Raw genomic sequence first — 24549 nt, 5'->3', positions numbered from 1 at the left:
TCGTGACCCGTGCCTCGAACAGGCCATGCAGGGTCAGGCCTTGCGGATAGTCGACGGCCGTCGCATTGAAGGCTTCCAGCAGGTGTTGGCGCTCAACCGCCGGCATGCTCTCAATTTCATACAGCGGCGTCTCGGGTGCTTGCTCCAGTGCGGTTACAAGGTTTTCAAGGGTAGTTTGCATGTATTCGCCGATGCGTTGCGCACCGATTCCGCGCACCACCTGCACCACCAGGCTGAAACCTTCGCCCCCATCATCCACGGCCAGCGTCAACGGGTAGTTGGTGCGTTCCTCACCGCCGATGGATTCGATGCCCTGCCAAGCCGACACCATCTGCGCGGTGACTTCGACCGAGCAATGGCGATAATTGAGCATGGAACTGAACAGCGGCGTCGGCGCCACCACACCGCTGCAACGCTGGGCCAGCGCCAGCGGAGCGTGCTCATGACCGAGCAGTGCGGTGAGCCGTTGATGGGTGGTTTTCACGCCCTCGCGCACATTGCCCCCCACCAGGCTCACCCGCAGCGGCAGGGTATTGATGAACATGCCCAAGGCGTGATCGGCACCCTCTCCGCCTTGCATTCGCCCCAGCAGCACCGTGCCGAAGACCACTTCGTCGCGTCCGCTGACACGGCCCAGCACCTGTGCCCAGGCCAAGTGCATCAGGCTCGCCGCGCTGACGCCCAACTGACGCGCCTGGCCGCGCAGACGCCGGCATAGCCCCACCTCCAGCGCCAGCCTGACCTCCTCCACGCCGTTACCGTCACCCTGAACATCTCGCAGACCGAACGGCAACGTCGGCTCATCTATATTGCCAAGCATGTCGCGGAAGAAGCCTTCATGCTCCTCCTGGCTGACCCCGAGACGCGCCTGGGCCACGTAATTGCGATAAGGCACCGCAGCACCCAGTTGATCGGCCCTGCCGAGCAGGTGGGCCTGCATTTCCCGCTCCAGCACCTCCAGCGCGGTATGGTCCAGCACCGAATGATGGAACAACAACATCGCAACCCAGCGCTGGTTGGCGACATCTTCTGCGTACACCAGGCGTAGCAGCGGCGCCTGGCGCAAATTCAGCCGATACTGACGAGCATCGAAACGCTCATACAGCTGTGCAACCACATCTGCGCCGTGAGCATCCGGTTCGAATGCCTCGCAGATGAGTGGCGCCCGACGCCACACGACCTGCATCGGTTCGTCGAGCCCCTCCCAGGCCATCGATGTCCTGAGGATGTCATGGCGATCGATCACCTGCTGCAACGCCTGGGCGAAGCTGTCCAGACGGGCGCGGCCGTCAAAACCGAACAGCGTCTGCAGCACGTAGGGATCACCGCTGTTCGCGGTCAGATGGTGATACAGAATGCCTTCCTGCAACGGCGCCAGCGGGTAGATGTCCTGAATATTGCCCGCACCACCCGGCACGCTCGCCACGATCCGGTCGATGGCGTCCTGGCTCAGAACGGCCAGTGGCAACATGTCCGGCGTGATCCGCTCGCAACCTTCGACAATGGCGCTGGCCGGCACTACCACATCACGATGCCCACCCACCGCAGCGGCCAAGGCCCGTAGCGTCGGCCGGCTGAACAGGTCGCGCACATCCACCGACAGACCGGCTTGGCGCATCCGCTCGATCAATCTCATCGCCAGCAGCGAATGACCGCCCAGTTCGAAGAAATGATCGTGGCGGCCAACCCGTTCCACCTTCAACAGCTCCGCCCACAAGCCGGCCAGGGTCTGTTCGATTTCTCCCTGCGGCGCCTCGTAGGCTTCGCTTGCGTAGTCCTCGGCGTGCGGCGCGGGCAGCGACTTGCGGTCCACCTTGCCGTTGAGCGTCAGAGGGAAGGCCGGCAATATCACGAACGCGCCGGGCACCATGTATTCGGCCAAGGCCGTGGACAGTTGTTCCCGCAGTCCGGCCACGGTCAGCGCGACCTGCGGCTGCGCCACGACATAGGCCACCAGGCGCTTCTCGCCCGACTCGTCGGCCCGCACCATCACCACGGCGTCCTTCACACCCTCGCAGGTGACGAGCCTGGCTTCGATTTCACCCAGCTCGATACGGAATCCGCGGATCTTCACCTGGTCGTCGTTGCGTCCCAGGCACTCCAGGCTGCCTTCCGGCAACCAACGGCCCAGGTCGCCCGTGCGGTAGAGCAAGGCACCGGGTTCGTCGCTGAACGGGTCGGCTATGAACTTCTCCGCCGTCAGGTCGGGACGGTTCAGGTAGCCCTTCGCCACGCCTTTGCCGCCGATGTAGATTTCGCCGACGACACCCAGGGGCGCCAGTTGCTGGTGTGCATCGAGCACATACACCTGGGTATTGGAGATCGGTCCGCCAATCGGCACGCTTTGCGCGTCTTCGGCCACCGCCTTCACTTCCAGCGTGGTGGCATAGGTAGTGGTTTCGGTCGGCCCATAGCAATGCACCAGGCGCAACGCTGGTGCCAGGCCCAGCAGGCGCCGGAACGACGCCACGTCGGCCCGTTCGCCACCGCACAGCAGAATGCGCAAGCCCGCCATGGCCTCGGGGATCAGTTGCACGTACTGATTGAAGATCGCCGTGGTCACGAACAACACAGTGGCCCCCGACTCGTCCAGCACTTGGGCAAAGCGTGCCGGTTCGAGCAGGGTTTCATGGTCGATCACCACCACCTGCCCGCCGTTGAGCAGGGCGCCCCAGACGTCCATGGTGCTGGCGTCGAACGCCGGGTTGGAGGCAAAGGCGATCCGGTCATGCTCATTGAAATCGGCATAGCCGTTGTTGATCACCAGACGATTGATTGCCCGGTGCGGCACCAGCACGCCCTTGGGCTGCCCCGTGGAACCCGAGGTGTACATGATGTAGGCAATCGACTCGCTGGACTGCTCCAGCCCTGGATTGTCAATGGTCCCCTGCGGCTCCAGCGTGTCCAAGTCGACGCGGCTTGCGCCCTCGGGTACCCGCTCGCGGCTGGACGTCAACACAAAGGACGCCCGGCAATCGGCGAGCATGAACCCCTGCCGCTCCAGCGAAGCATTGCGGTCCAGCGGGACATAGGCCGCCGCGCACTTGAGAATGGCCAACTGGCTGGTCAGCAGGTCGATCGAACGCGGCAACAGGATCGCCACACAATCGTCCGGCCGCACGCCAAGACCGATCAAGTGATGGGCCAGGCGGTTCGCTTGTGCGTTCAGTTCGCCATACGTCACTTGCCGCTGGCCATGCACCACCGCAATTGCCTGCGGCAGTCGTGCCGCCTGGGCCTCGAACAGCGCCAGCACGGTCTGGTCCTGAGGATAGACACGCCGGGTAGCGTTGAAGTCCACCAGCAACTGCTTGCGCTCGATCTGCGGGAGGATCTCCAGACGGTAGAGTGGGGTTTGCGAATCTTGCTCCAGCGCCTGCACCAAGCGATCAAGTGCGGTGTGCATGTACGCGCAGATGCGGCTTGCGCCAACGCCTTGCAATACCAGGGTACTCAGGGAGAAGCCATCGCCCAGGTCGTCCACCGACAGCGTCAGCGGGTAGTTCGTGCGTTCTTCGCTGTCCAGGGCTGTCATGCCCTGCCAGGCCGTCGTCGCATCCGCCGAGATGACGCCAGTGGCGCTGTGCCGATAGTTCAGCAAGGCACTGAACAGCGGCGCAGGAGCCGCCACGCGGCTGCAACGCTGGGCCAGGGCCAGCGAAGCGTGTTCATGAGCAAGCAATGCACTCAGCCGCCCATGGACAGCCTTGACGCCGGCCTCTACGCCCTGCTGATCCAGCATCACCCGCAAGGGCAAGGTGTTGATGAACATGCCCAGGGCCCGGTCGGCGCCTTCGCCGCCCTGCATCCGTCCCATCAGTACGGTGCCGAACACCACATCGTCGCGCCCGGACAACCGCCCCAGCACCTGCGCCCAGGCCAGATGATGAAGGCTGGCGGCACTCACGCCCATCCGCCGCGCCTGGGCCCGCAGGCGGCGACTCAAGTCGGCATCCACCTCGAGTCGTGCCTCTTCGATACCGCGACCGTCACCCTGCACCTGCTGCAAACCGAGCGGCAGCGTCGGCTCATCGACATCGCCAAGCATTTCGCGGAAAAAGACTTCGTGCTGTTCCTCACTGACCCCCAGGCGCGCCTGGGCCACATAGTTGCGGTACGGCATCGCAGCCGCCAGTTGCTCTTGGCGCCCAAGCAGGTGCATCTGCATTTCCTGCTGCACCACGTCCAGCGCGGTATGGTCCAGGGCGATGTGGTGGAACAGCAACATCGCGACCCAACGCTCATTGAGCGGATCATGGGCAAAGCGCAGGCACATCAGCGGGGCCTGGCGGATATCGAGGCGATGATGACGGGAATCGAAACGTGAATGCAGCTGGGCCACGACGTCGCCATCCGCTGCTGCATCGAACGGTTCGACACTCAGGACGGCCTTGCGCCAGACCACCTGCATGGGTTGTTCCAACCCCTCCCACAGCACCGAAGTCCGCAGAATGTCGTGGCGGTCGATCACGCCCTGCAACGCTTGCGCGAAGGCCTCCAGGCGCGGCTTGTCCTGGAACGCGAACAGCGCCTGCAGCACATAGGGATCGCCCTGTTGCGCCGAGAGATGGTGGTAGAGAATGCCGTCCTGCAGCGGGGCCAGCGGGTAGATATCCTGCACGTTGGCCGCCCCACCCGGCACCGTTGCGACGATGCAATCGATGGCCTCCTGGGTCAACGAGACCAGGGGCAACATGTCCGGGGTAATCCGTTCGCAACCGGGAACGATGCCGTTGGCCGGCACCTGGACTTCATTGCCGCTGCCCACCGCCGCGGCCAGTGCCGCGAGGGTCGGCTGGCCGAACAGCACCCGTACATCGGCGCTCAGGCCGACCTGGCGCATCTGCTCGATCAGGTTGACCGCCAGCAGGGAATGGCCGCCCAATTCGAAAAAGTGGTCGTGACGCCCCACCCGCTCGACATTGAGGATCTGCGTCCACAACTTGGCCAGGAGCGTTTCGGTTTCGCCCACCGGCGCTTCGTAACCACGCGCCAGGATCGACGTCTGGTCCGGCATCGGCAACGCCTTGCGGTCAAGCTTGCCGTTGGCGGTCAGTGGCAAGGCATCGAGGCGCACGTAGGCAGCCGGTACCATGTAGTCCGGCAAACGGCTTTGCACATGCACGCGCAGCGCTTCGATATCCACGGTGTCGCCAGGTCGATGCAAGGTGAAATAGGCGACCAGGCGCTTTTCCCCCGGCACATCTTCGCGAATCAGCACCGCCGCGTCTTTTACGCGCTCATGTTGTGCCAGCCGGGTTTCGATCTCGCCTGGCTCGATGCGGAACCCGCGGATTTTCACCTGACCGTCGTTACGCCCCAGGTATTCGATGTTGCCATCCGGCAGATAGCGCCCCAGGTCGCCGGTGCGGTACATCAAGGCCTGCGGGTTGAACGGATCCGCGATGAACTTCTCGGCGGTCAGTTCCGGCCGGTTCAGATAGCCGTTCGCAACCCCCAGGCCAGCGATATACAGCTCACCGGTCACACCGTGGGGCACGGGCCGAAGCCGGGAGTCCAACAGGTAGACCCGAGTGTTGCCGATCGGACGACCGATCGGAATGCTGCCCGCGCCGACCGACTTGATCTCGTAGGTGGTCGAGAAGGTGGTGGCTTCCGTTGGTCCGTAGCCGTTGAGCAGATGCTGCGGTGCGCCGTGTTCCAGGACGCGGCCAATCACGGTCGGATCGAGCACATCGCCACCGACGATCAGGTAGCGCAGTTGCCGGAACACTGCCATCAGGCTGGCGGCGTACTGGTGAAACAGCCCCGCCGTCATCCACAACACATTGACCGACTGTTCAAGCAAGAACGCTGGCAGGCGTTCCTGGGACAACAATACGTCCTGCTCCACCACAATGACGCAACCGCCATTGAGCAACGGAGCCCAGACTTCCAGGGTGCTGGCATCGAAAGCCGGGTTCGAAGCGAACGCCACGCGATCCTGCTCGTTGAAGTCGGCATAGCCGTTGTTGATGACCAGGCGGGAAATTGCCCGATGCGGCACCAACACGGCTTTCGGGGTGCCGGTAGAGCCGGAGGTGTACATGATATAGGCCGGTGCTTCGCTCGACTGCGGCGGCGAACCGTCCCAGGCCGGCAGCCCCGCCAGGTCGAGGCTATCGAGATCCACCCGGCGCACGCCATCGGCCAGGCCCTCGGTGCCGTGGGTCAATACCAGCACGGCCCGACTGTCCTGCAGCATGAACTGCTGGCGCTCCACGGGAGCGTTGATGTCCAGTGGCAGATAGACCGCCGCGCACTTGAGAACCGCCAGTTGAGCGATCAACAGGTCCAGCGAGCGCGGCAGCACAATGGCCACCGTGTCCTGGGGCCGCACACCGAGGTCAATCAGATGCCGGGCCAAGCCATCGACTCTGGCGTTCAGTTCACGATAGGTCAGGGTCTCTCCGGCCTGTACCGCCGCCAGCGCATCCGGACGGGCCTGTGCCTGTGCCTGGAACAAGGCATGAACCGTTTGCGCCTGCGGATAAGCGCGGTCGGTGTGGTTGAATGACTGCAAGACTCGCTCACGCTCCTCCTGCGGCAGCACCGACAGGTCGTTGAGCAGTGACTCCGGGGCGCTTTCCAGTGCCGTGATCAAGTACTCGAGCGCTGCCTGCATGTAATTGCAGATGCGTTGCGCGCCGATCTGCACGCTCGCCTGCACCTCCAAGGCAAAGTCATCGGAGAAATCATCCACCGAGAGGATCAGCGGGTAGTTGGTCCGTTCCTGCGCGCTCAGGGCTTCAATACCCTCCCAGGCCTGGAGCACTTCCTGCCTGGGAACCTGGTCCGCACCCGCGCTATGGCGGTAGTTCAACAGTGCGCTGAACAACGGCGCCGGCGCCGCCACACCACTGCACCGTTGGGCCAGGGCCAGGGAGGCATATTCATGGCTGACCAAGGCGCTCAACCAGCCATGGGTGCTTTTCACCCCGTCGCGCACACTCTGCGCGCCCACGCCCACCCGCAGCGGCAAGGTGTTGATGAACATGCCCAATGCCCGGCTCAGGCTTTCGCCGGCCTGCATGCGCCCCAGCATCACCGTACCGAACACCACCTCTTCACGCCCCGAGACGCTGCCCAGCACCTGGGCCCAGGCCAGATGGAAGATGCTTGCCGCGCTGACGCCGAGCTGACGCGCCTGCACCCGCACCCGGCGACTGAGTTCCGGGGTCAGCGGTCGGTGGTGCTCTTCAATGGCGCTACCGTCGCCCAGCACATCCTGCTGACCGAACGGCAGGGTCGGTTCGTCGACATCGCCCAGCATCTTGCTGAAAAACGCCTCGTCGGCCTGGCGCTGATCGGCCTGGCGGGTTCGCGCCACATAGTTGCGGTAGGGAATGGCCGGCTGCAATTGCCCGGCCTGCCCCATCAACCAGGCTTGCATTTCGCCCTGCACGACCGCCAACGCGGCATGATCCAGGGCCATGTGGTGGAACAACAGCATCGCAACCCAGCGTTGGTTGTCCGGGTCTTCGGCGCACACCAACGACAGCAGCGGTGCCTGGCTGAGGTCCAGGCGATAGTGGCGAGGGTCGAAACGGGCTTGCAGTTGCGTCAGGACATCACCCTCGGCCAGCTCGGCGCTGATGTCCTTCACCCCCAGTCGAGCCTGGCGCCAGACCACCTGCAGCGGTGCCTCCAGGTTTTCGCGGACGATGGCGGTGCGCAGGATGTCATGGCGATCGATCACGTGTTGCAGGGCATCGACAAAATCTCCCAGGCGCTCACGACTGGCGATGCTGAAATGCGCCTGCAAGACATAAGGATCGCCTTGGCGGGCGGTCAGGTGGTGATAGAGAATCCCTTCCTGCAAGGGCGCCAGGGGATAGATATCCTGCACATTGGCCGCGCCGCCCGGCACACTGGCAACGATGCGGTCAATGGCCGGCTGATCCAGCGTGACCAGCGGCAGCATTTCTGGCGTGATCCGTTCGCAGCCCGCAGGGATGGCATTGGCGGGAACCTCGACCTCACCGGGCTTGCCGGCGTCATACTCGCCGCTGTTGATCAACTCGATCAGCGCAGCCTTGTGCTCGCGCAACAGGGCCAGCACCTGCGGCTCCTTCAACGACTGTTTCCGGCCCCGTACAACGAGCTGATCGCCGTTGACCGATAGCTGCACGTCTTTTTCTTTTAATGTCGCCAACAGTTCGATCACACTCACAGGACAATCTCCATTTTTTCTGTCGTTGCCGCATATTCCGAGAGCGTGGGTTGCTCGAACAGCGTCCGTACATCCGCTTCCATGCCCTCCTGGCGCATCCGTTCCATCAGGCTGACGGCCAGCAACGAGTGCCCGCCCAGCTCGAAGAAGTGATCGTGACGGCCAACACGTTCCACGTTGAGGATTTCGGCCCACAAGCGGGCCAGAGTGATTTCGGTTTCGCCGACAGGGGCTTCATAGCCGCGGGTAATGACCGACGTCAGATCCGGTGCCGGCAGCGCCTTGCGGTCGAGCTTGCCGTTGGGGCTCAACGGCAATGCATCGAGGCGCACGTAGGCCACCGGCACCATATGGGCCGGCAGGTGCGCCAGCAGGTAGACGCGCAGCGCCTCGATGTCCGTCGTTTCGTCCGGCGAACAGGCGGTGAACCAGGCCACCAGGCGCTTATCGCCCGGCACCTCTTCGCGCACAAGGACCACGGCTTCGTTCACCACTTCGTGCTGGGCGAGCCTGGCTTCGATCTCCCCCAGTTCAATGCGGAAACCGCGGATCTTCACCTGATCGTCGTTACGCCCCAGGTATTGCAAAGTGCCGTCGGGCAGCCAGCAGCCAATGTCGCCGGTCTTGTACAGGCGAGCATCGGCCCGCTCGCTGAACGGGTCGGCGATGAAGCGTTCGGCGCTGAGCTGCGGCAGGTTGAGGTAGCCGCGTGCCACGCCGACGCCACCGATGTGGATCTCACCGGGGACGCCCACCGGCACCAACTGGCCGTAACTGTCCAACACATGCAATTGCATGTTGCGGATTGGCCGGCCGATCGGAATCGAGCGGTTGCGGTAGGTGTCCAGATCGGGATCGACAGTGTGCCAGGCAACCACGTCGCTGCATTCGGTGGGCCCGTAGCTGTTGATGATCGCCGGCCGTGGCAGCGGCAGTTTTTCCAGCATGGCGACCTGGATCGGCTCGCCACCCAGCACCACCCGTTTCAGGCAGGCCAGTGCCGCGTGGCGGTCGGCGTCCACCAGGGCGTGGAAGGCGCTGGGGGACATGTTGAGGTGGGTAATCCCGGCCTCGGCGATCTGGGCGACGATGGCGCTCGGGTTGAACGGTTCTTCGGCCAGGTGCAACGCGGCGCCGACCATCAGTGGGGCGAGGATGTTCTTCTGGGTCAGGTCGAAGTTATACGACGAGGCCAGCAGCACCGCATCGCCGGCGTGGAAGGCCAGGTCGTCGAGGTACCAGTCCAGCAGGTTGCGCAGGCCGCGATGTTCGACCATCACGCCCTTGGGCAAACCGGTGGAGCCGGAGGTGTAGATCACATAGGCCAGGTGGTCCGGGGTCAGGTCCGTCACCTGCGGGTTGTGCTCCGGTTCGGCTTGCCACTCGCCGGCATCCAGGTCGATCAGCGGCACCGGCCCATGGGCCAACAGCCCGCGGGTCCCGGCTTGCGTCAGTACCGCAACCGGTGCGCTGTTCTCCAGCATGTAGGCCAGACGGTCGGCCGGATACGCCGGATCCAGCGGCACGTACCCCCCACCGGCCTTGAGCACGGCCAGCAGGCCGACCACCATGTCCGCGCTGCGCTCGACACAGATCGCCACCCGGGAATCCGCGTGTACGCCCTGTTTACGCAGGTAATGCGCCAAGCGGTTGGCCCGGGCATTCAGTTCACGATAGCTCAGTGATTGGTGGTCCTGCACCACGGCAACGTCATCCGGCGTGCGCAGCACCTGGGCCTCGAACAGCTCGTGAATGGCCGCAGCCGACGGCGCAACGACTTCAGTGCGATTGAACTCATCCAGCAACTTGCGGCGCTCGCCGCACGGCAGGACAGACAACTGATACAGCGGTGCATCCGGCGTCTGCTCCAGCATCCCGATCAGGCTTTCCAGCGTCTGCTGCACATAGCCGCAAAGGCGTTGCGCCCCGATGTGGGCCGGGGTCATGACGGTGAAACTGAACGCCTCGCCCTGGTCATCGACGTTCAAGGTCAATGGATAGTTGGTGCGTTCTTCACCGCTGAGCACCTGGATACCGCTCCAGGCCGACAACGCCTCGGTCGAGGTCAGTGCGCCGGTGTGGCGGTAGTTGAGCAAGGCGCTGAACAACGGCGTCGGTGCCTCCACGCCACTGCAACGTTGGGCCAGGGTCAATGATGCATGTTCGTGAGCGAGCAAGGCGCTCAAGCGCGCATGGGTCGCCTTCACGCCCGCACCGACAGCGGTCTGCCCCAGGCTCACCCGCAACGGCAAGGTGTTGATGAACATCCCCAGCGCCCGGTCGGCGCCCTCGCCGCCCTGCATCCGGCCCACCAGCACGGTGCCGAATACCACGTCGTCCTTGCCCGACACCTTGCCCAGCACCTGCGCCCAGACCAGGTGATACAGACTCGCCGCGCTCACGCCCAGCTGACGGGCCTGGGCCCGCAACCGACGACTCAGGTCCGCATCGACGTCCTGGCGGAGCTCTTCGATGCCGCTGCCATCGCCCTGCACATCCTGCAGGCCGAACGGCAACGTCGGCTCGTCGACATCGCCGAGCATATCGCGGAAGAACTGCTCATGGGCTTGGCGGCTGACACCCAGCCGCGCCTGGGCCACGTAGTTACGGTACGGCACCGAAGCCGACAAGCGTTGCCCCTGGTCGAGCATGTGCGCCTCGATTTCCGCGGACAGCACCGCCAGCGAGGTGGCATCGTCCACCAGGTGATGGAACAACAGGATGCCCACCCAGCGTTGATTTTCCGGGTCTTGCGCATAAGCGACGCGCATCAGCGGTGCCTGGCGGATGTCCAGGCGATAGTGCCGTGGATCGAAACGCTGGTGCAGTTGCGTAGCGATATCGCCGGCCATCGGGTCCAGCTGGACCCTTTCCACAACCAGCTGCGCGTTACGCCAGACCACCTGCACCGGCTCGGTCAGTCCTTCCCAGAGCACCGCCGTGCGCAGGATATCGTGGCGGGCAACGACCGCTTGCAACGCCTGAGTGAAACCCTCCAGACGCGTGAAGCTGTCGAAACCGAACAGCACATACTGCAAGTAGGGGTCACCCTGGGCTGCCGCAACGTGGTGATAGAGAATCCCCTCCTGCAATGGTGCCAGGGCATAGATGTCCTGCACATTGGCGACGCCGCCGGGCACCGTTGCGACGATGCGGTCGATGGCCTCCTGGTCCAGATCGGCCAGGGGCAGCATGGCCGGGGTGATCCGTGTGCAACCGTCCGGAATCAGATTCTCCGGCACCACGACTTCCGTGTGCCCGCCCACCGCAGCGGCCAGCGCGGCCAACGTTGGCTGACTGAACAGCACGCGCACGTCGGCGCTCAGGTCCACCTGACGCATACGCTCAATCAATTTCACCGCCAGCAACGAATGGCCGCCCAGCTCGAAGAAATTATCGTGGCGACCGATCCGCTCCAGACTCAGCAAGTCCTGCCAAATGCCGGCAATGGCGACTTCAACTTCACCTTGCGGCGCTTCATAGGCATGAGTGATCACCGAAGACAGGTCCGGTGCCGGCAACGCCTTGCGATCCAGCTTGCCATTGGTGGTCAGCGGGAAGGCTTCGAGCATCACGAAGGCACTCGGCACCATGTAGTCCGCCAATCCCTCCAACAGTTGGAGACGCAGGTCGGCAGCCGACGGTTGGGCGTTTTCCTCGGCAATCACATAAGCCACCAGGCGCTTGTCCCCCGGCTCGTCTTCGCGAGCGATGACCACCGCCTCGCTGACCCCGTCGCAAGTCGCCAGCGCCGCCTCGATCTCACCCAGCTCGATACGGAAGCCGCGGATCTTCACCTGGTCATCGTTACGCCCCAGGTATTCGATGCTGCCATCCGCGAGCCAGCGACCCAGGTCACCGGTCTTGTACATGCGGGCGTTCGGCTCATCGCTGAACGGATTTTTCAGGAAACGCTCGGCGGTCAGTTCGTCGCGGTTCAGATAGCCTCGGCTGACGCCCGCGCCACCGACGTACATCTCACCCACCACGCCCACCGGCACCGGCTCGCGCTGGGCGTCGAGCACGTACAGCTGCAGGTCGGGAATACGCCCGCCAATCGGGCTGACGCCCACCAACTGGGCATCTGCGGCAGACAGCGCACGATAGGTCACGTGCACGGTGGTTTCGGTGATGCCGTACATATTGACCAATTGCGTGCCGGCGTTGATTTCGCGGGCGTACCACGGTTTGAGGATGCCGGTTTCCAGGGCTTCGCCACCGAAAATCACCTGGCGCAGGCTGTGCTTCAGCTCGCTTTCGCCCTGGGCCGCGATCAACTGGCGGAACGCGCTCGGCGTCTGGTTCAGCACCGTGACGCCGGCCTGGCACAACAGCGCATAGCATTCCTGCGGCGAACGACTGACCAGTTGCGGTACCACCAGCAGGCGGCCGCCATGGGTCAGCGCGCCCCAGATTTCCCAGACCGAGAAGTCGAAGGCGAAGGAATGGAACAGCGCCCACACGTCCTGCGGGCCGAAGTCGAACCACGGTTGCGTGGCCGAGAACAGCCGCGCGACGTTGCGATGCTCGACCATCACGCCTTTGGGCAAACCAGTGGAACCGGAGGTGTAGATCACATAGGCCAAGTGCCGGGACGTCAGCGTCTCAAGCTCAGGGTTATGCTGCGGTTGTTGCGCGATCCCCGCTGTTTCGGGCTGATCGAGCAGCAATACGTCGGCAGACAAGCCAGGCAAATGAGCCAACAGATGCGCCTGGGTGAGCAATGCCACCGGCGCGCTGTCGTCGAGCATGAATGCCAGGCGCTCTTGAGGATAAGCCGGATCCAGCGGCACATAGCCCGCCCCCGCCTTGAGGATGCCCAACAGGCCAACGATCATGTCCAGGCCACGTTCGACGCAGATCGCCACCCGGTCATCCGGACGGATGCCCAAGGCCAGCAAACGATGGGCGAGTTGGTTGGCCCGGCTATTGAGTGCACCGTAGGTCAGCGTGCGGTCCTCGAACACCACGGCCACGGCGTCGGGTTGCGCCGCCGCCCAGGCCTCGAATTGGCCGTGGATCAATGCATCATCGGCATACACCGCATCCGAAGCATTCCAGGTCTCCAGCAACTGCCGGCGCTCGGCCTGCGGCAGCACTGTCAAGCTGCGCACCGGCGTTTGCGGGGCGCGTTCCAGGGCATCCACCAGGCTTTGCAGGGCGACCTGCATATAGCCACTGATGCGTTGGGCACCGATCTGCGCGGCCACCTGAACGGTCAGGCTGAAGTCGTCACCCAGGTCATCGATATTCAATGTCAGCGGATAGTTGGTCCGTTCTTCGCTGGACAGCATCTGCATGCCGCTCCAGGCAGACAACACTTCGTCAGTCACCTGAGTCGCGCTGTGCCGATAATTCAGAAGCGCGCTGAACAGCGGGGTTGGCGCAGCCACGCCGCTGCAACGCTGAGCCAGGGCCAGCGACGCATGCTCGTGCCCCAACAGGCCGGTCAAGCGCCCGTGGGTCATGCGGACCGCGTCACGCACACTCTGCCCGTCCACCGGCACACGAACCGGCAAGGTATTGATGAACATGCCCAGCGCCCGGTCGGCCCCCTCGCCGCCTTGCATACGGCCCAGCAATACCGTGCCGAACACTACGTCTTTCTGCCCGGTCGCCATGCTCAAGACCTGGGCCCAAGCCAGATGGACCAGGCTCGCGGCGCTCACACCGAGCAGTCGGGCCTGGGTCCGCAGACGAAGGCTCAGGACCTGACCGACCAACTCCGTCACCTCGGCGATACCGCGTCCGTCGCCCTGCACCTGGGCCAACCCGAAGGGCAGCGTTGGCTCATCGATGTCAGCCAGCATCTCGCGGAAGAACGCTTCGTGTTCCGCCTCGCTCATGCCCAGTCGGGCCTGGGCCACATAGTTGCGATAAGGCACGGCTTCAGTCAGTTGCCCGGCCTTGCCGGTCAAGTGCGCCTGCATCTCGTGTTGCACCACTTCCAGCGCGGTATGGTCCAGCGCCATGTGATGGAACAGCAGGATCGCCAGCCAACGGTCCTGGGCCTCGTCCCTGCTGTAGACCAGTTGCAACATCGGGGCACGGCGCAAGTCCAGACGGTAGTGCCGCGCATCGAAGCGGCTCGCCAGTTGCGTGGCGACATCACCGGCCGCGGCATCGGCTTCGAAGCGCTGCGGCTCCAGCAGAACCTTGCGCCAGACCATCTGCAGCGGTTCGTCCAGGCCTTCCCAGGCCACACTGGTGTGCAGGATGTCATGGCGGTCGATCACCACCTGCAGCGCTTCGACGAACGCCTCGAAGCGCTGGAAGCTGTCGAAGGCGAACTGCGACTGCAGCACATAGGGGTCGCCCTGCTCGGCGGCCAAGTGGTGATAGAGGATGCCTTCCTGTAGCGGCGCCAGCGGGTAGATGTCCTGCACGTTGGCCGCCCCACCCGGAACGGTGGCGACGATCCGGTCGATCGTCTCCTGGTCGAGGCTCACCAACGGCAGCATGGCCGGAGTGATGCGCCCACAGCCGGGCTCGATGAGATTCGCCGGCACCTCGACTTCCCTGCCGCTGCCAACGGCAGCCGCCAGTGCCGCCAGAGTCGGCTGGCTGAACAGCACGCGCACGTCGGCGCTCAGACCGGCCTGACGCATGCGTTCGATCAGGGTCACCGCCAACAGCGAATGACCGCCCAGTTCGAAGAAGTGATCATGACGACCGATCTGCTCGACCTTGAGCACTTCAGCCCAAAGTTGGGCCAAGGTGGTTTCGATCTCGCCCTGCGGAGCCGCGTATTCGCGGCTGGCATACGCCTCGGCGTCCGGTGCCGGCAAGGCGCGGCGGTCCAGCTTGCCGTTGGCGGTCAGCGGGAAGGATGACAGCACGACAAAGGCGCTCGGCACCATGTATTCGGCCAACGTGCTTGCCAACTGGCTACGCAGCGCGTGCACCGACAGGGTGATGCCCGACTCGGGGATCACATAGCCCACCAGGCGCTTGAGCCCGGTTTCGTCCTGCCGCGCCAGCACCACGGCGTCTTTTACGCCGGCACATTGACTCAAGCGGGCTTCGATCTCGCCCAGTTCGATGCGGAAACCACGGATCTTCACCTGGTCGTCGTTACGCCCCAGGTAATCCACGGCTCCGTCAGCACGCCAGCGCGCCAGGTCGCCGGTACGATAGAGCAAGGCTGTCGGATCGGCACTGAACGGGTCGGCGACGAACTTCTCGGCGGTCAGCTCGGGGCGATTCAAATACCCTTTCGCCACACCATCGCCACCGATATACAACTCGCCCGCTACACCCACCGGCACCGGCTGCTGGTTCGCATCCAGCACATAGACGCGGGTGTTGCCGATCGGATGCCCAATCGGGATACCGCCCTCGCCCACGCCCTTGATTTCGTAAGTGGTGGTGAAGGTCGTGGCTTCGGTCGGGCCATAACCGTTGAGCAGATGCTGCGGCGCGCCGTCTTTCAGCACCCGCGCGATCACCGCCGGATCCAGCACGTCGCCACCCACGATCAGGTAACGCAGTTGCTTGAACACCGGCAGCAGGCCGTCGGCGTACTGGTGGAACAGCCCGGCGGTCATCCACAACACGCTGATCGCTTGTTCGCTCAACAACGCCGCGAACCGCTCCCGGGACAGCAGCACGTCCTGATCGACCACCACCACGCAACCGCCGTTGAGCAACGGCGCCCAGACGTCGAGGGTGCTGGCATCGAAGGCCGGGTTGGAAGCAAACGCCACCCGATCTCGGGCATCGAAATCGGCATAGCCGTTGTTGATGACCAAACGGTTGATCGCCCGGTGCGGCACCAGCACGCCCTTCGGCATGCCGGTGGAACCGGAGGTGTACATGATGTACGCAACCGACTCGGCATCCTGGGTCAGCTCCAGGTTGTCGGCAGACTCGTCCAGCTCGACGATATCCAGGTCCACCCGTTGCACACCTTCTGGCACAACCATCGTGCTCAGGGTCAGCACCAATTGTGCGCCACTGTCCTGGATCATGAACTGCTGACGCTCGAGCGGTGCGTTGACATCCAACGGCACGTAGACGGCAGCACACTTGAGCACAGCCAACTGACTGACCAGCAGGTCGCTCGAACGTGTCAAGCCAATGGCCACGCTGTCGCCCAACTGAGTACCCAGACCAATCAGGTGACGGGCCAGGCGGTTGGCCCTGGTGTTGAGTTCGCCATAGGTCAGGCATTGCCCGTCATGGATAACGGCAACGGCATCGGGATGCGCTTGCACCTGTGCTTCGAACAAGCTGTGAACGGTCCTGTCCCGTGGAAAGCTGCGGGTGGTCGCGTTGAAATCCACCAGCAATTGCCGGCGTTCGGCCGACGACAGCACCGACAGGCTGTCCAGGCGCGCCTGAGGTGTCTGCTCCAGCGCCTCCACCAGGCGCTCCAGCGCGACGTTCATGTAGGTGCAGACCCGCTGTGCACCGATCTGCGGCACGGCCAGCGCCGTCAAGCCGAAACCTTCGCCCAGGTCATCCACCGACAGGGTCAGTGGGTAGTTGGTACGCTCTTCGCTGACCAGGGTTTCGATCCCTTCCCAACCGGCCAGGACCTCACTCGAATCCTCGTCCACCGCGCTGTGACGGTAGTTGAGCAACGTACTGAACAGCGGCATCGGCGCAACCACACCGCTGCAGCGCTGGGCCAGCGCCAGGGAGGCGTGCTCATGCCCCAGCAGGCCGGTCAACCGGGCGTGGGTGGCTTTCACGCCGTCACGCGCGCCCTGATCGCCAACATCCACCCGCAACGGCAAGGTATTGATGAACATGCCCAGCGCCCGATCAGCGCCATCGCCGCCCTGCATCCGGCCCATCAGGACAGTGCCGAACACCACATCCCGTTTACCACACACCTGGCTCAACACCTGCCCCCACGCCAGATGGACCAGGCTGGCCGCACCCACGCCGAGCTGGCGCGCCTGGGCTCGCAGGCGCAGACACACCGACAGGTCGACAGGCAACCTAGCCTCCTCGATATCCCGTCCATCCCCCTGTACATCCTGGAGACCGAACGGCAGGGTCGGCTCGTCCACATCACCGAGCATCTCGCGGAAGAACGCTTCGTGCTCCGCGTGACTCACCCCCAGGCGAGCCTGGGCCACATAGTTGCGATACGGCACGGCCGCCGTCAGCGGCTCGGCCTCGCCCAACAGGTGCGCCTGCATCTCGTGCCGCACCACTTCCATGGCGGTGTGGTCCAGCGCCATATGGTGGAACAGCAACATCGCCACCCAACGCTGGTTGGCCGCGTCCTGGGCGAACACCAGGCGCATCATCGGCGCCCGGGTGATATCGAGACGGTAATGCCGTGGATCGAAACGCTCCTGCAGCAGGGTAACGACATCCCCCGCCTCGGCTGCCAGCACCACCTCATCCACCGCCAGCGGCGCGTTGCGCCAGACCACTTGCACCGGCGAATCGAACCCTTCCCACACCACGCCGGTGCGCAAGATGTCATGTCGATCGATGACATGCTGCAACGCATCTGCAAAGGCCGACAGCCGATCCCGACTGCGTAGTTCGAACAGTATTTTCAGCACATAGGGGTCACCCTGCTCGGCGGCCAGGTGATGGTAATGGATACCTTCCTGCAGCGGCGCCAACGGATAGATGTCCTGCACATTGCGCGCGCCGCCCGGCACCGTTGCCACGACCCGGTCAATCGCCTCCTGATCAAGCTGGATCAGCGTGAGCATGTCCGGCGTAATCCGTTCACAGCCGGAGGCGATCAGGTTCGCAGGCACCTTGACCTCCTTGCCACTGCCGACGGCCGCGGCCAGCGCCGCCAGGGTCGGCTGGCTGAACAGCACCCGCACGTCAGCGCTCAAACCGACCTGGCGCATGCGCTCGATCAAACTCACCGCCAACAACGAATGACCGCCCAGTTCGAAGAAATGATCATGACGACCAATGCGCTCGACCTTGAGCAGGTCTTGCCAAAGCTGCGCCAACGTGGCTTCGACTTCACCTTGCGGGGCCTCATAGGCCCGTGTGGCGAGTGAATCCAGATCCGGTGCCGGCAGTGCGCGACGGTCCAGTTTGCCGTTGGCGGTCAATGGCCATGCGTCGAGGCGCATGTAGGCCACCGGCACCATGTACTCCGGCAGTTGCCCTTGCAGATGGGCGCGCAACGCCTCGATGTCCACGTCCTGCGCTTGAGTGAAGTAAGCCACCAGGCGTTTCTCGCCTGGCACGTCTTCACGGGCCAGGACCACGCAGTCCTTCACGGCATCATGTTGTGCGAGTCGGGCTTCGATCTCGCCCAGTTCGATGCGGAAGCCACGGATCTTCACCTGGTCGTCGTTACGCCCCAGATACTCCACGGCTCCATCGGCACGCCAGCGCGCCAGGTCGCCAGTGCGGTAGAGCAAGGCCGCCGGATCGGCGCTGAACGGGTCGGCGACGAACTTCTCGGCGGTCAGCTCGGGGCGGTTCAGGTAGCCGTTCGCTACGCCGTCGCCGCCGATATACAACTCGCCCGCCACGCCGACAGGCACGGGTTGCTGGTTGGCGTCCAGGATGTAGACGCGGGTATTGCCAATCGGACGACCAATGGGAATACCGCCCTCGCCTACATCTTTGATTTCATAAGTGGTAGTGAAGGTCGTGGCTTCGGTCGGGCCATAGCCGTTGAGCAAATGCTGCGGCGCGCCGTCTTTCAGCACCCGCGCGATCACCGCCGGATCCAGCACGTCGCCACCCACGATCAGGTAGCGCAGTTGCTTGAACACCGGCAGCAGGCCGTCGGCGTACTGATGGAACAGCCCGGCGGTCATCCACAACACGCTGACCGACTGCTCGATCAACAACGCCGCGAACCGCTCCTGGGACAGCAACACATCCTGCTCGACCATCACCACGCAGCCGCCGTTGAGCAACGGCGCCCACACATCGAGAGTACTGGCGTCGAAGGCCGGGTTGGAAGCAAACGCCACCCGATCTCGGGCATCGAAATCGGCATAGCCGTTGTTGATCACCAAGCGGTTGATCGCCCGGTGCGGCACCAGCACGCCCTTCGGCGTGCCAGTGGAACCGGAGGTGTACATGATGTACGCAACCGACTCAGCATCCTGGGTCAGCTCCAGGTTATCGGCAGACTCGTCCAGCTCGATGATATCCAGGTCCACCCGTTGCACACCTTCTGGCACAACCATCGTGCTCAGGGTCAGCACCAATTGTGCGCCACTGTCCTGGATCATGAACTGCTGACGCTCGAGCGGTGCGTTGACATCCAGCGGCACGTAGACGGCAGCACACTTGAGCACGGCCAGTTGACTGACCAACAGGTCGCTCGAACGTGCCAAGCCAATGGCCACGCTGTCGCCCAACTGAGTGCCCAGACCAATCAGGTGACGGGCCAGGCGGTTGGCCCTGGCATTGAGTTCGCGATACGTCAGGCGTTGCTCGTCATGGACCACGGCAACGGCGTCGGGATGCGCCTGCACCTGTGCTTCGAACAAGTCATTGACGGTCCGGTGCTGCGGATAACGACGGCTGGTGGCGTTGAATCCCATCAACACTTGCCGGCGCTCGACTTGCGGCAGTACCTCCAGACTGCGCAGGCGTGTCGTGGGGCTGAACTCCAGCGCTGCGGCCAGACTGTGCAGTGCGGTTTCCATGTAGGCGCATATCCGCTGCGCGCCCACACGCTTCATGGTCTGGGCGGTCAAGGCGAAGTCTTCACCCAGATCATCCACCGATAACATCAGCGGATAGGTGGTACGTGATTCGCCGCCCAGTGTTTCGATATCCTGCCAGGCCGCGAGGGTATCCTGCCCAGCCGCCTGTTCGCTGGAATTACGGTAGTTCAGCAAGGCACTGAACAGCGGCGTCGGTGCGCTAACCGCACTGCAACGCTGGGCCAGTGCCAATGGGGCATGTTCATGCCCCAACAGGGCGGTCAGCCGACCATGCACTTCCTTGACCCCGGCCTTGACGTTCTGCTCATCGACACTGACGCGAAGCGGCAGGGTGTTGATGAACATACCCAGCGCACGGTCGGCGCCCTCGCCGCCCTGCATCCGGCCCATCAGCACCGTGCCGAACACCACGTCCTGTTTGCCGGACACCCGGCCCAGCACCTGGGCCCAGGCCAAGTGGTGCAGGCTCGCCGCGCCCACGCCTGACTGGCGGGCCAGACGCCGCAGGCGACGGCTCAAGTCGCTGTCGAGCAGTTGTGTCGCGGTCTCAATATCGTCACCGTCGTCCTGCACATCGTGCAGGCCAAACGGCAGTGTCGGCTCGTCCACATCGCCGAGCATGTCGCTGAAGAAGCCTTCATGCTCTTCACGACTCACCCCCAGGCGGGCCTGAGCCACATAGTTGCGGTACGGCGCGGGGGTGTCCAACCGGTCAGCCTGCCCCTGCAGATACGCCAGCATTTCGCGCTGCACCACTTTCATCGCCGCATGATCGAGGGCGATGTGATGGAACAACAGCATCGCTATCCAGCGCTGATCGGCCTGGTCTTCAGCGAACGCCAGGCGCATCAGCGGTGCCTGGGTGAGGTCGAGGGCAAAGTGCCGGGCATTGAAACGACTGTGCAGTTGTTCGTTGACAGTACCGGCCTGCGGATCCGCGACAAAGGCTTCCAGCCCCAGACGCGCCTCGCGCCAGACCACTTGCTGAGGTTCGTCGAGACCCTCCCAGACGATGGCGGTACGCAGGATGTCGTGGCGATCGATTACCACTTGCAGGGCCTGGACGAAATCGTCCAGAGCCTCGCGGCTGTCGAAGGCGAACTGCGACTGCAACACGTAGGGGTCGCCCTGTTCGGCGGCCAGATGGTGATAGAGGATGCCTTCCTGCAACGGCGCCAGCGGGTAGATGTCCTGTATGTTGCCCATGCCACCCGGCACTTTCGAGGCGATATGGTCGATGGCGTTCTGATCCAGGCGACTGAGCGTCAGCATGTCGGGCGTGATCCGCGTGCAACCGAGCAGGATGCCGTTGGCCGGCACCTGGATTTCACTGCCGCTACCCACCGCTGCCGCCAGCGCCATCAAGGTCGGCTGGCCGAACAGCACGCGCACGTCGGCACTCAGGCCGGCCTGACGCATCCGTTCGATCAGGCTGACAGCCAGCAACGAGTGGCCGCCGAGTTCGAAGAAATGGTCGTGACGGCCGACGCGCTCGACCTTGAGCAGGTCCTGCCAGATCTGCGCCAGGGTGGTTTCGATTTCACCTTGGGGAGCTTCGTAACCGCGGCTGATCAGTGCGTCGTGGTCGGGTGCCGGCAGGGCCTTGCGGTCGAGTTTGCCGTTGGGAGTCAGCGGCAGTTCGTCGAGGTGTACGTAGGCCACCGGGACCATATAGGCCGGCAGTTGCGCTTGCAGGTGGCTGCGCAGGGTTTCGATGTCCACCGCTTCTGACTGGGTGAAATAGGCGACCAGACGCTTATCGCCGGGCACGTCTTCGCGGGCCAGTACCACCGCTTCTTTTACCGATTCATGCCGGGCAAGCCGGGCTTCGATCTCGCCCAGTTCGATGCGGAAACCGCGGATCTTCACCTGGTCGTCGTTACGGCCCAGGTACTCGATATTGCCGTCCGGCAGGTAGCGACCTAGGTCGCCGGTCTTGTACATCCGCGCGTTCGGCTCGCTGCTGAACGGATCCTTCAGGAAGCGTTCGGCGGTCAGGTCATCACGGTTCAGGTAACCCCGCGCGACACCGGCACCACCGATGTAGATTTCCCCTGGGACGCCCAATGGCACCGGTTGTTTATGTTCGTCCAGCAGGTAGAACCGGGTGTTGGCGACCGGTTTGCCGATGTGGGCGGCAAAGCCGTCCTCACGGGCCATCGACACCCAACTCGAATAGGTCGTGGTTTCCGAAGGGCCATAGAGGTTGCACAGACGCTTGACCGAAGTCTGTTCGAACAGCGCCTCCACCAGACTGCGCTTGAGGGCTTCGCCGGCCACGTTGACCGTGTCCACACCCTCGCCCAGTCCACCGGCTTCCAGCAGCGCCTTGAGCGCCGACGGTACGGTGTTGATCAGGCTGATGTCGTGCTCGCCCTGTTGCAGTTCCAGCACATTAGTGACCACCTCGATGCTGCCGCCGCTGGTCAACGGTGCAAAGCACTCATAGACCGCCAGGTCGAAGTTCAGCGAGGTCGAGAACAGGGTTTTCGACAAGGTGTTCGAGTCAAACGAACGATGGGCCCAAGTGAGGAAGTTCACCGTGTTGCGGTGTTCGATCATCACGCCCTTAGGCAGCCCGGTCGAACCGGAGGTATAGATCACATAGGCCAGATGCGACGAGGTCAACTCAGGCACCTGCGGATTCAAGACGGATTCGTCCTGCCACAAGCCGCTGTCGAGGTCGATCACCGGCATCGAGGCACCTGCCAGCAACCCGAGAGTCGCCGTCTGCGCCAACACCGCCGCCGGCGCACTGTCCTCCAGCATGTAGGCAATCCGATCCGCCGGATACGCCGGATCCAGTGGCACGTAACCGCCACCCGCTTTCAGGATCGCCAGCAATCCGACCACCATGTCGAGGCCACGCTCGACACAGATCGCCACCCGCAAATCCGGCCGAACGCCTTGCTTGCGCAGGTAATGCGCCAGGCGGTTGGCCCGTTCGTTCAGTTCGCGATAATTGAGATATCGTTCGCCATGCAGAACGGCCACATCAAGTGGAGTCCGTTGTACCTGTTCCTCGAACAGCCCATGAATGGTCTGCTCCAGCGGATATTCAGCGTCGGTGGCATTGAACGCCACCAGCAACTGCTCACGTTCCGCTTCCGGCAGAATCGGCAGATCGGCCAGCGACGAGTCAGGCGCACATTCCAACGCCTGGACCAGACTCGCCAGCGCCGCTTCCATATAGGCACAGATCCGCGGCGCGCCGATCCCGCTCACCACCTGGACGGTGAGGCTGAAATCCTCGCCCAGATCGTCCACCGAGAGCATCAGCGGGTAGTTGGTCCGTTCTTCGCCGCTGAGCACCTCAATACCGCTCCAGGCAGACGGAGCCTGGTTCGCATCGGTGTGGCGATAGTTGAGCAAAGCACTGAACAGCGGCGTCGGCGCCTCCACACCACTGCAACGCTGGGCCAGCGCCAATGAAGCATGCTCATGCCCCAGCAACGCAGTCAATCGGCCATGGGTGGCCCTCACACCTGCACGGGCAGACATCTGTCCCAGGTTCACCCGCAGCGGCAGCGTGTTGATGAACATGCCCAGCGCACGGTCGGCGCCCTCTCCGCCCTGCATCCGGCCCATCAACACGGTGCCGAACACCACATCATCGCGGCCCGACACACGGCCCAGCACCTGCGCCCAGGCCAGATGGACCAGGCTCGCGACACTCACACCGAGCCGGCGGGCCTGAATCTTCAAGTCCTGGCTCAGGCTGCCGGCGAGCGCCAACGAAGCTTCCTCGATTCCCTGTCCCGCGCCCTGCACATCGTGCAGGCCAAACGGCAGCGTCGGCTCGTCCACCTCACCGAGCATGTCGCGGAAGAAGCGCTCGTGCTCCTGTTGGCTGACACCCAGGCGAGCCTGGGCCACATAGTTGCGATAAGGCATCGCTGCCGCCAACTGCCCGGTCTGCCCGAGCAAGTGCGCCTGCATCTCCTGGCGCACCACTTCCAGCGCCGTGTGGTCGAGGGCCATATGATGGAACAGCAGGGTCGCGACCCAGCGCTGGTGACTTGCATCCTGGGCAAAACGGATGCACATCAGCGGTGCCTGACGGATATCCAGGCGATGGTGCCGGGCATCGAAGCGCGCTTGCAACTGAGCGGCGATGTCGCCGTCCTCATCCCGCAACAACACCTGCTCGACGCCCAGCGACGCCTTGCGCCAGACCACTTGCACCGGCTCGTCCAGCCCTTCCCAGGCCATGGCTGTGCGCAAAATGTCGTGGCGATCGATCACGCCTTGCAGGGCCTGGGTGAAATCGTCCAGGCGTTCGCGACTGTCGAAGGCGAACTGCGCTTGCAGCACGTAAGGGTCGCCCTGTTCAGCGGCCAGATGGTGATAGAGGATACCCTCCTGCAACGGCGCCAGCGGATAGATGTCCTGCACGTTGCGCGCGCCACCCGGCACAGTGTCCACGATGCGATCGATGGCGTCCTGGGACAGCGATACCAGCGGCAGCATGGCCGGGGTGATGTACTCGCAATCCGAAGGAATCAGGTTGGCCGGGACATTCACCTCGTTGCTCTCGCCAATGGCCGATGCCAGCGCCGCCAGGGTCGATTGATTAAACAGGATACGCACGTCGGCACTCAGGCCGGCCTGACGCATCCGTTCGATCAGGCTGACGGCCAGCAGCGAGTGGCCGCCGAGTTCGAAGAAGTGATCGTGACGACCGACGCGCTCGATCTTGAGCAGGTCTTGCCAGATCTGCGCCAGGGTGGTTTCAACTTCGCCTTGCGG

Annotated in this window: 2 protein-coding genes; both read right to left on the bottom strand. The window is 63.7% G+C overall.

What is annotated here, in order from left to right:
• Nucleotides 1-8173 (bottom strand): non-ribosomal peptide synthetase (locus FBY02_RS27080; RefSeq protein ID WP_178115394.1); only part of this gene is annotated, 8173 nt, incomplete at its 3' end.
• Nucleotides 8170-24549, bottom strand: a 16380-nt coding sequence (locus FBY02_RS27075) for a non-ribosomal peptide synthetase (protein WP_144931478.1), incomplete at its 5' end; no start/stop codon positions are given. The genes FBY02_RS27075 and FBY02_RS27080, both read right to left, overlap by 4 nt.

This window comes from Pseudomonas sp. SJZ078, assembly GCF_007828255.1.
In the GTDB taxonomy this organism is placed as follows: domain Bacteria; phylum Pseudomonadota; class Gammaproteobacteria; order Pseudomonadales; family Pseudomonadaceae; genus Aquipseudomonas.
The sequence above is the reverse complement of the archived record's forward strand: the minus strand, read 5'-3'. Positions and strand labels throughout refer to the sequence as shown.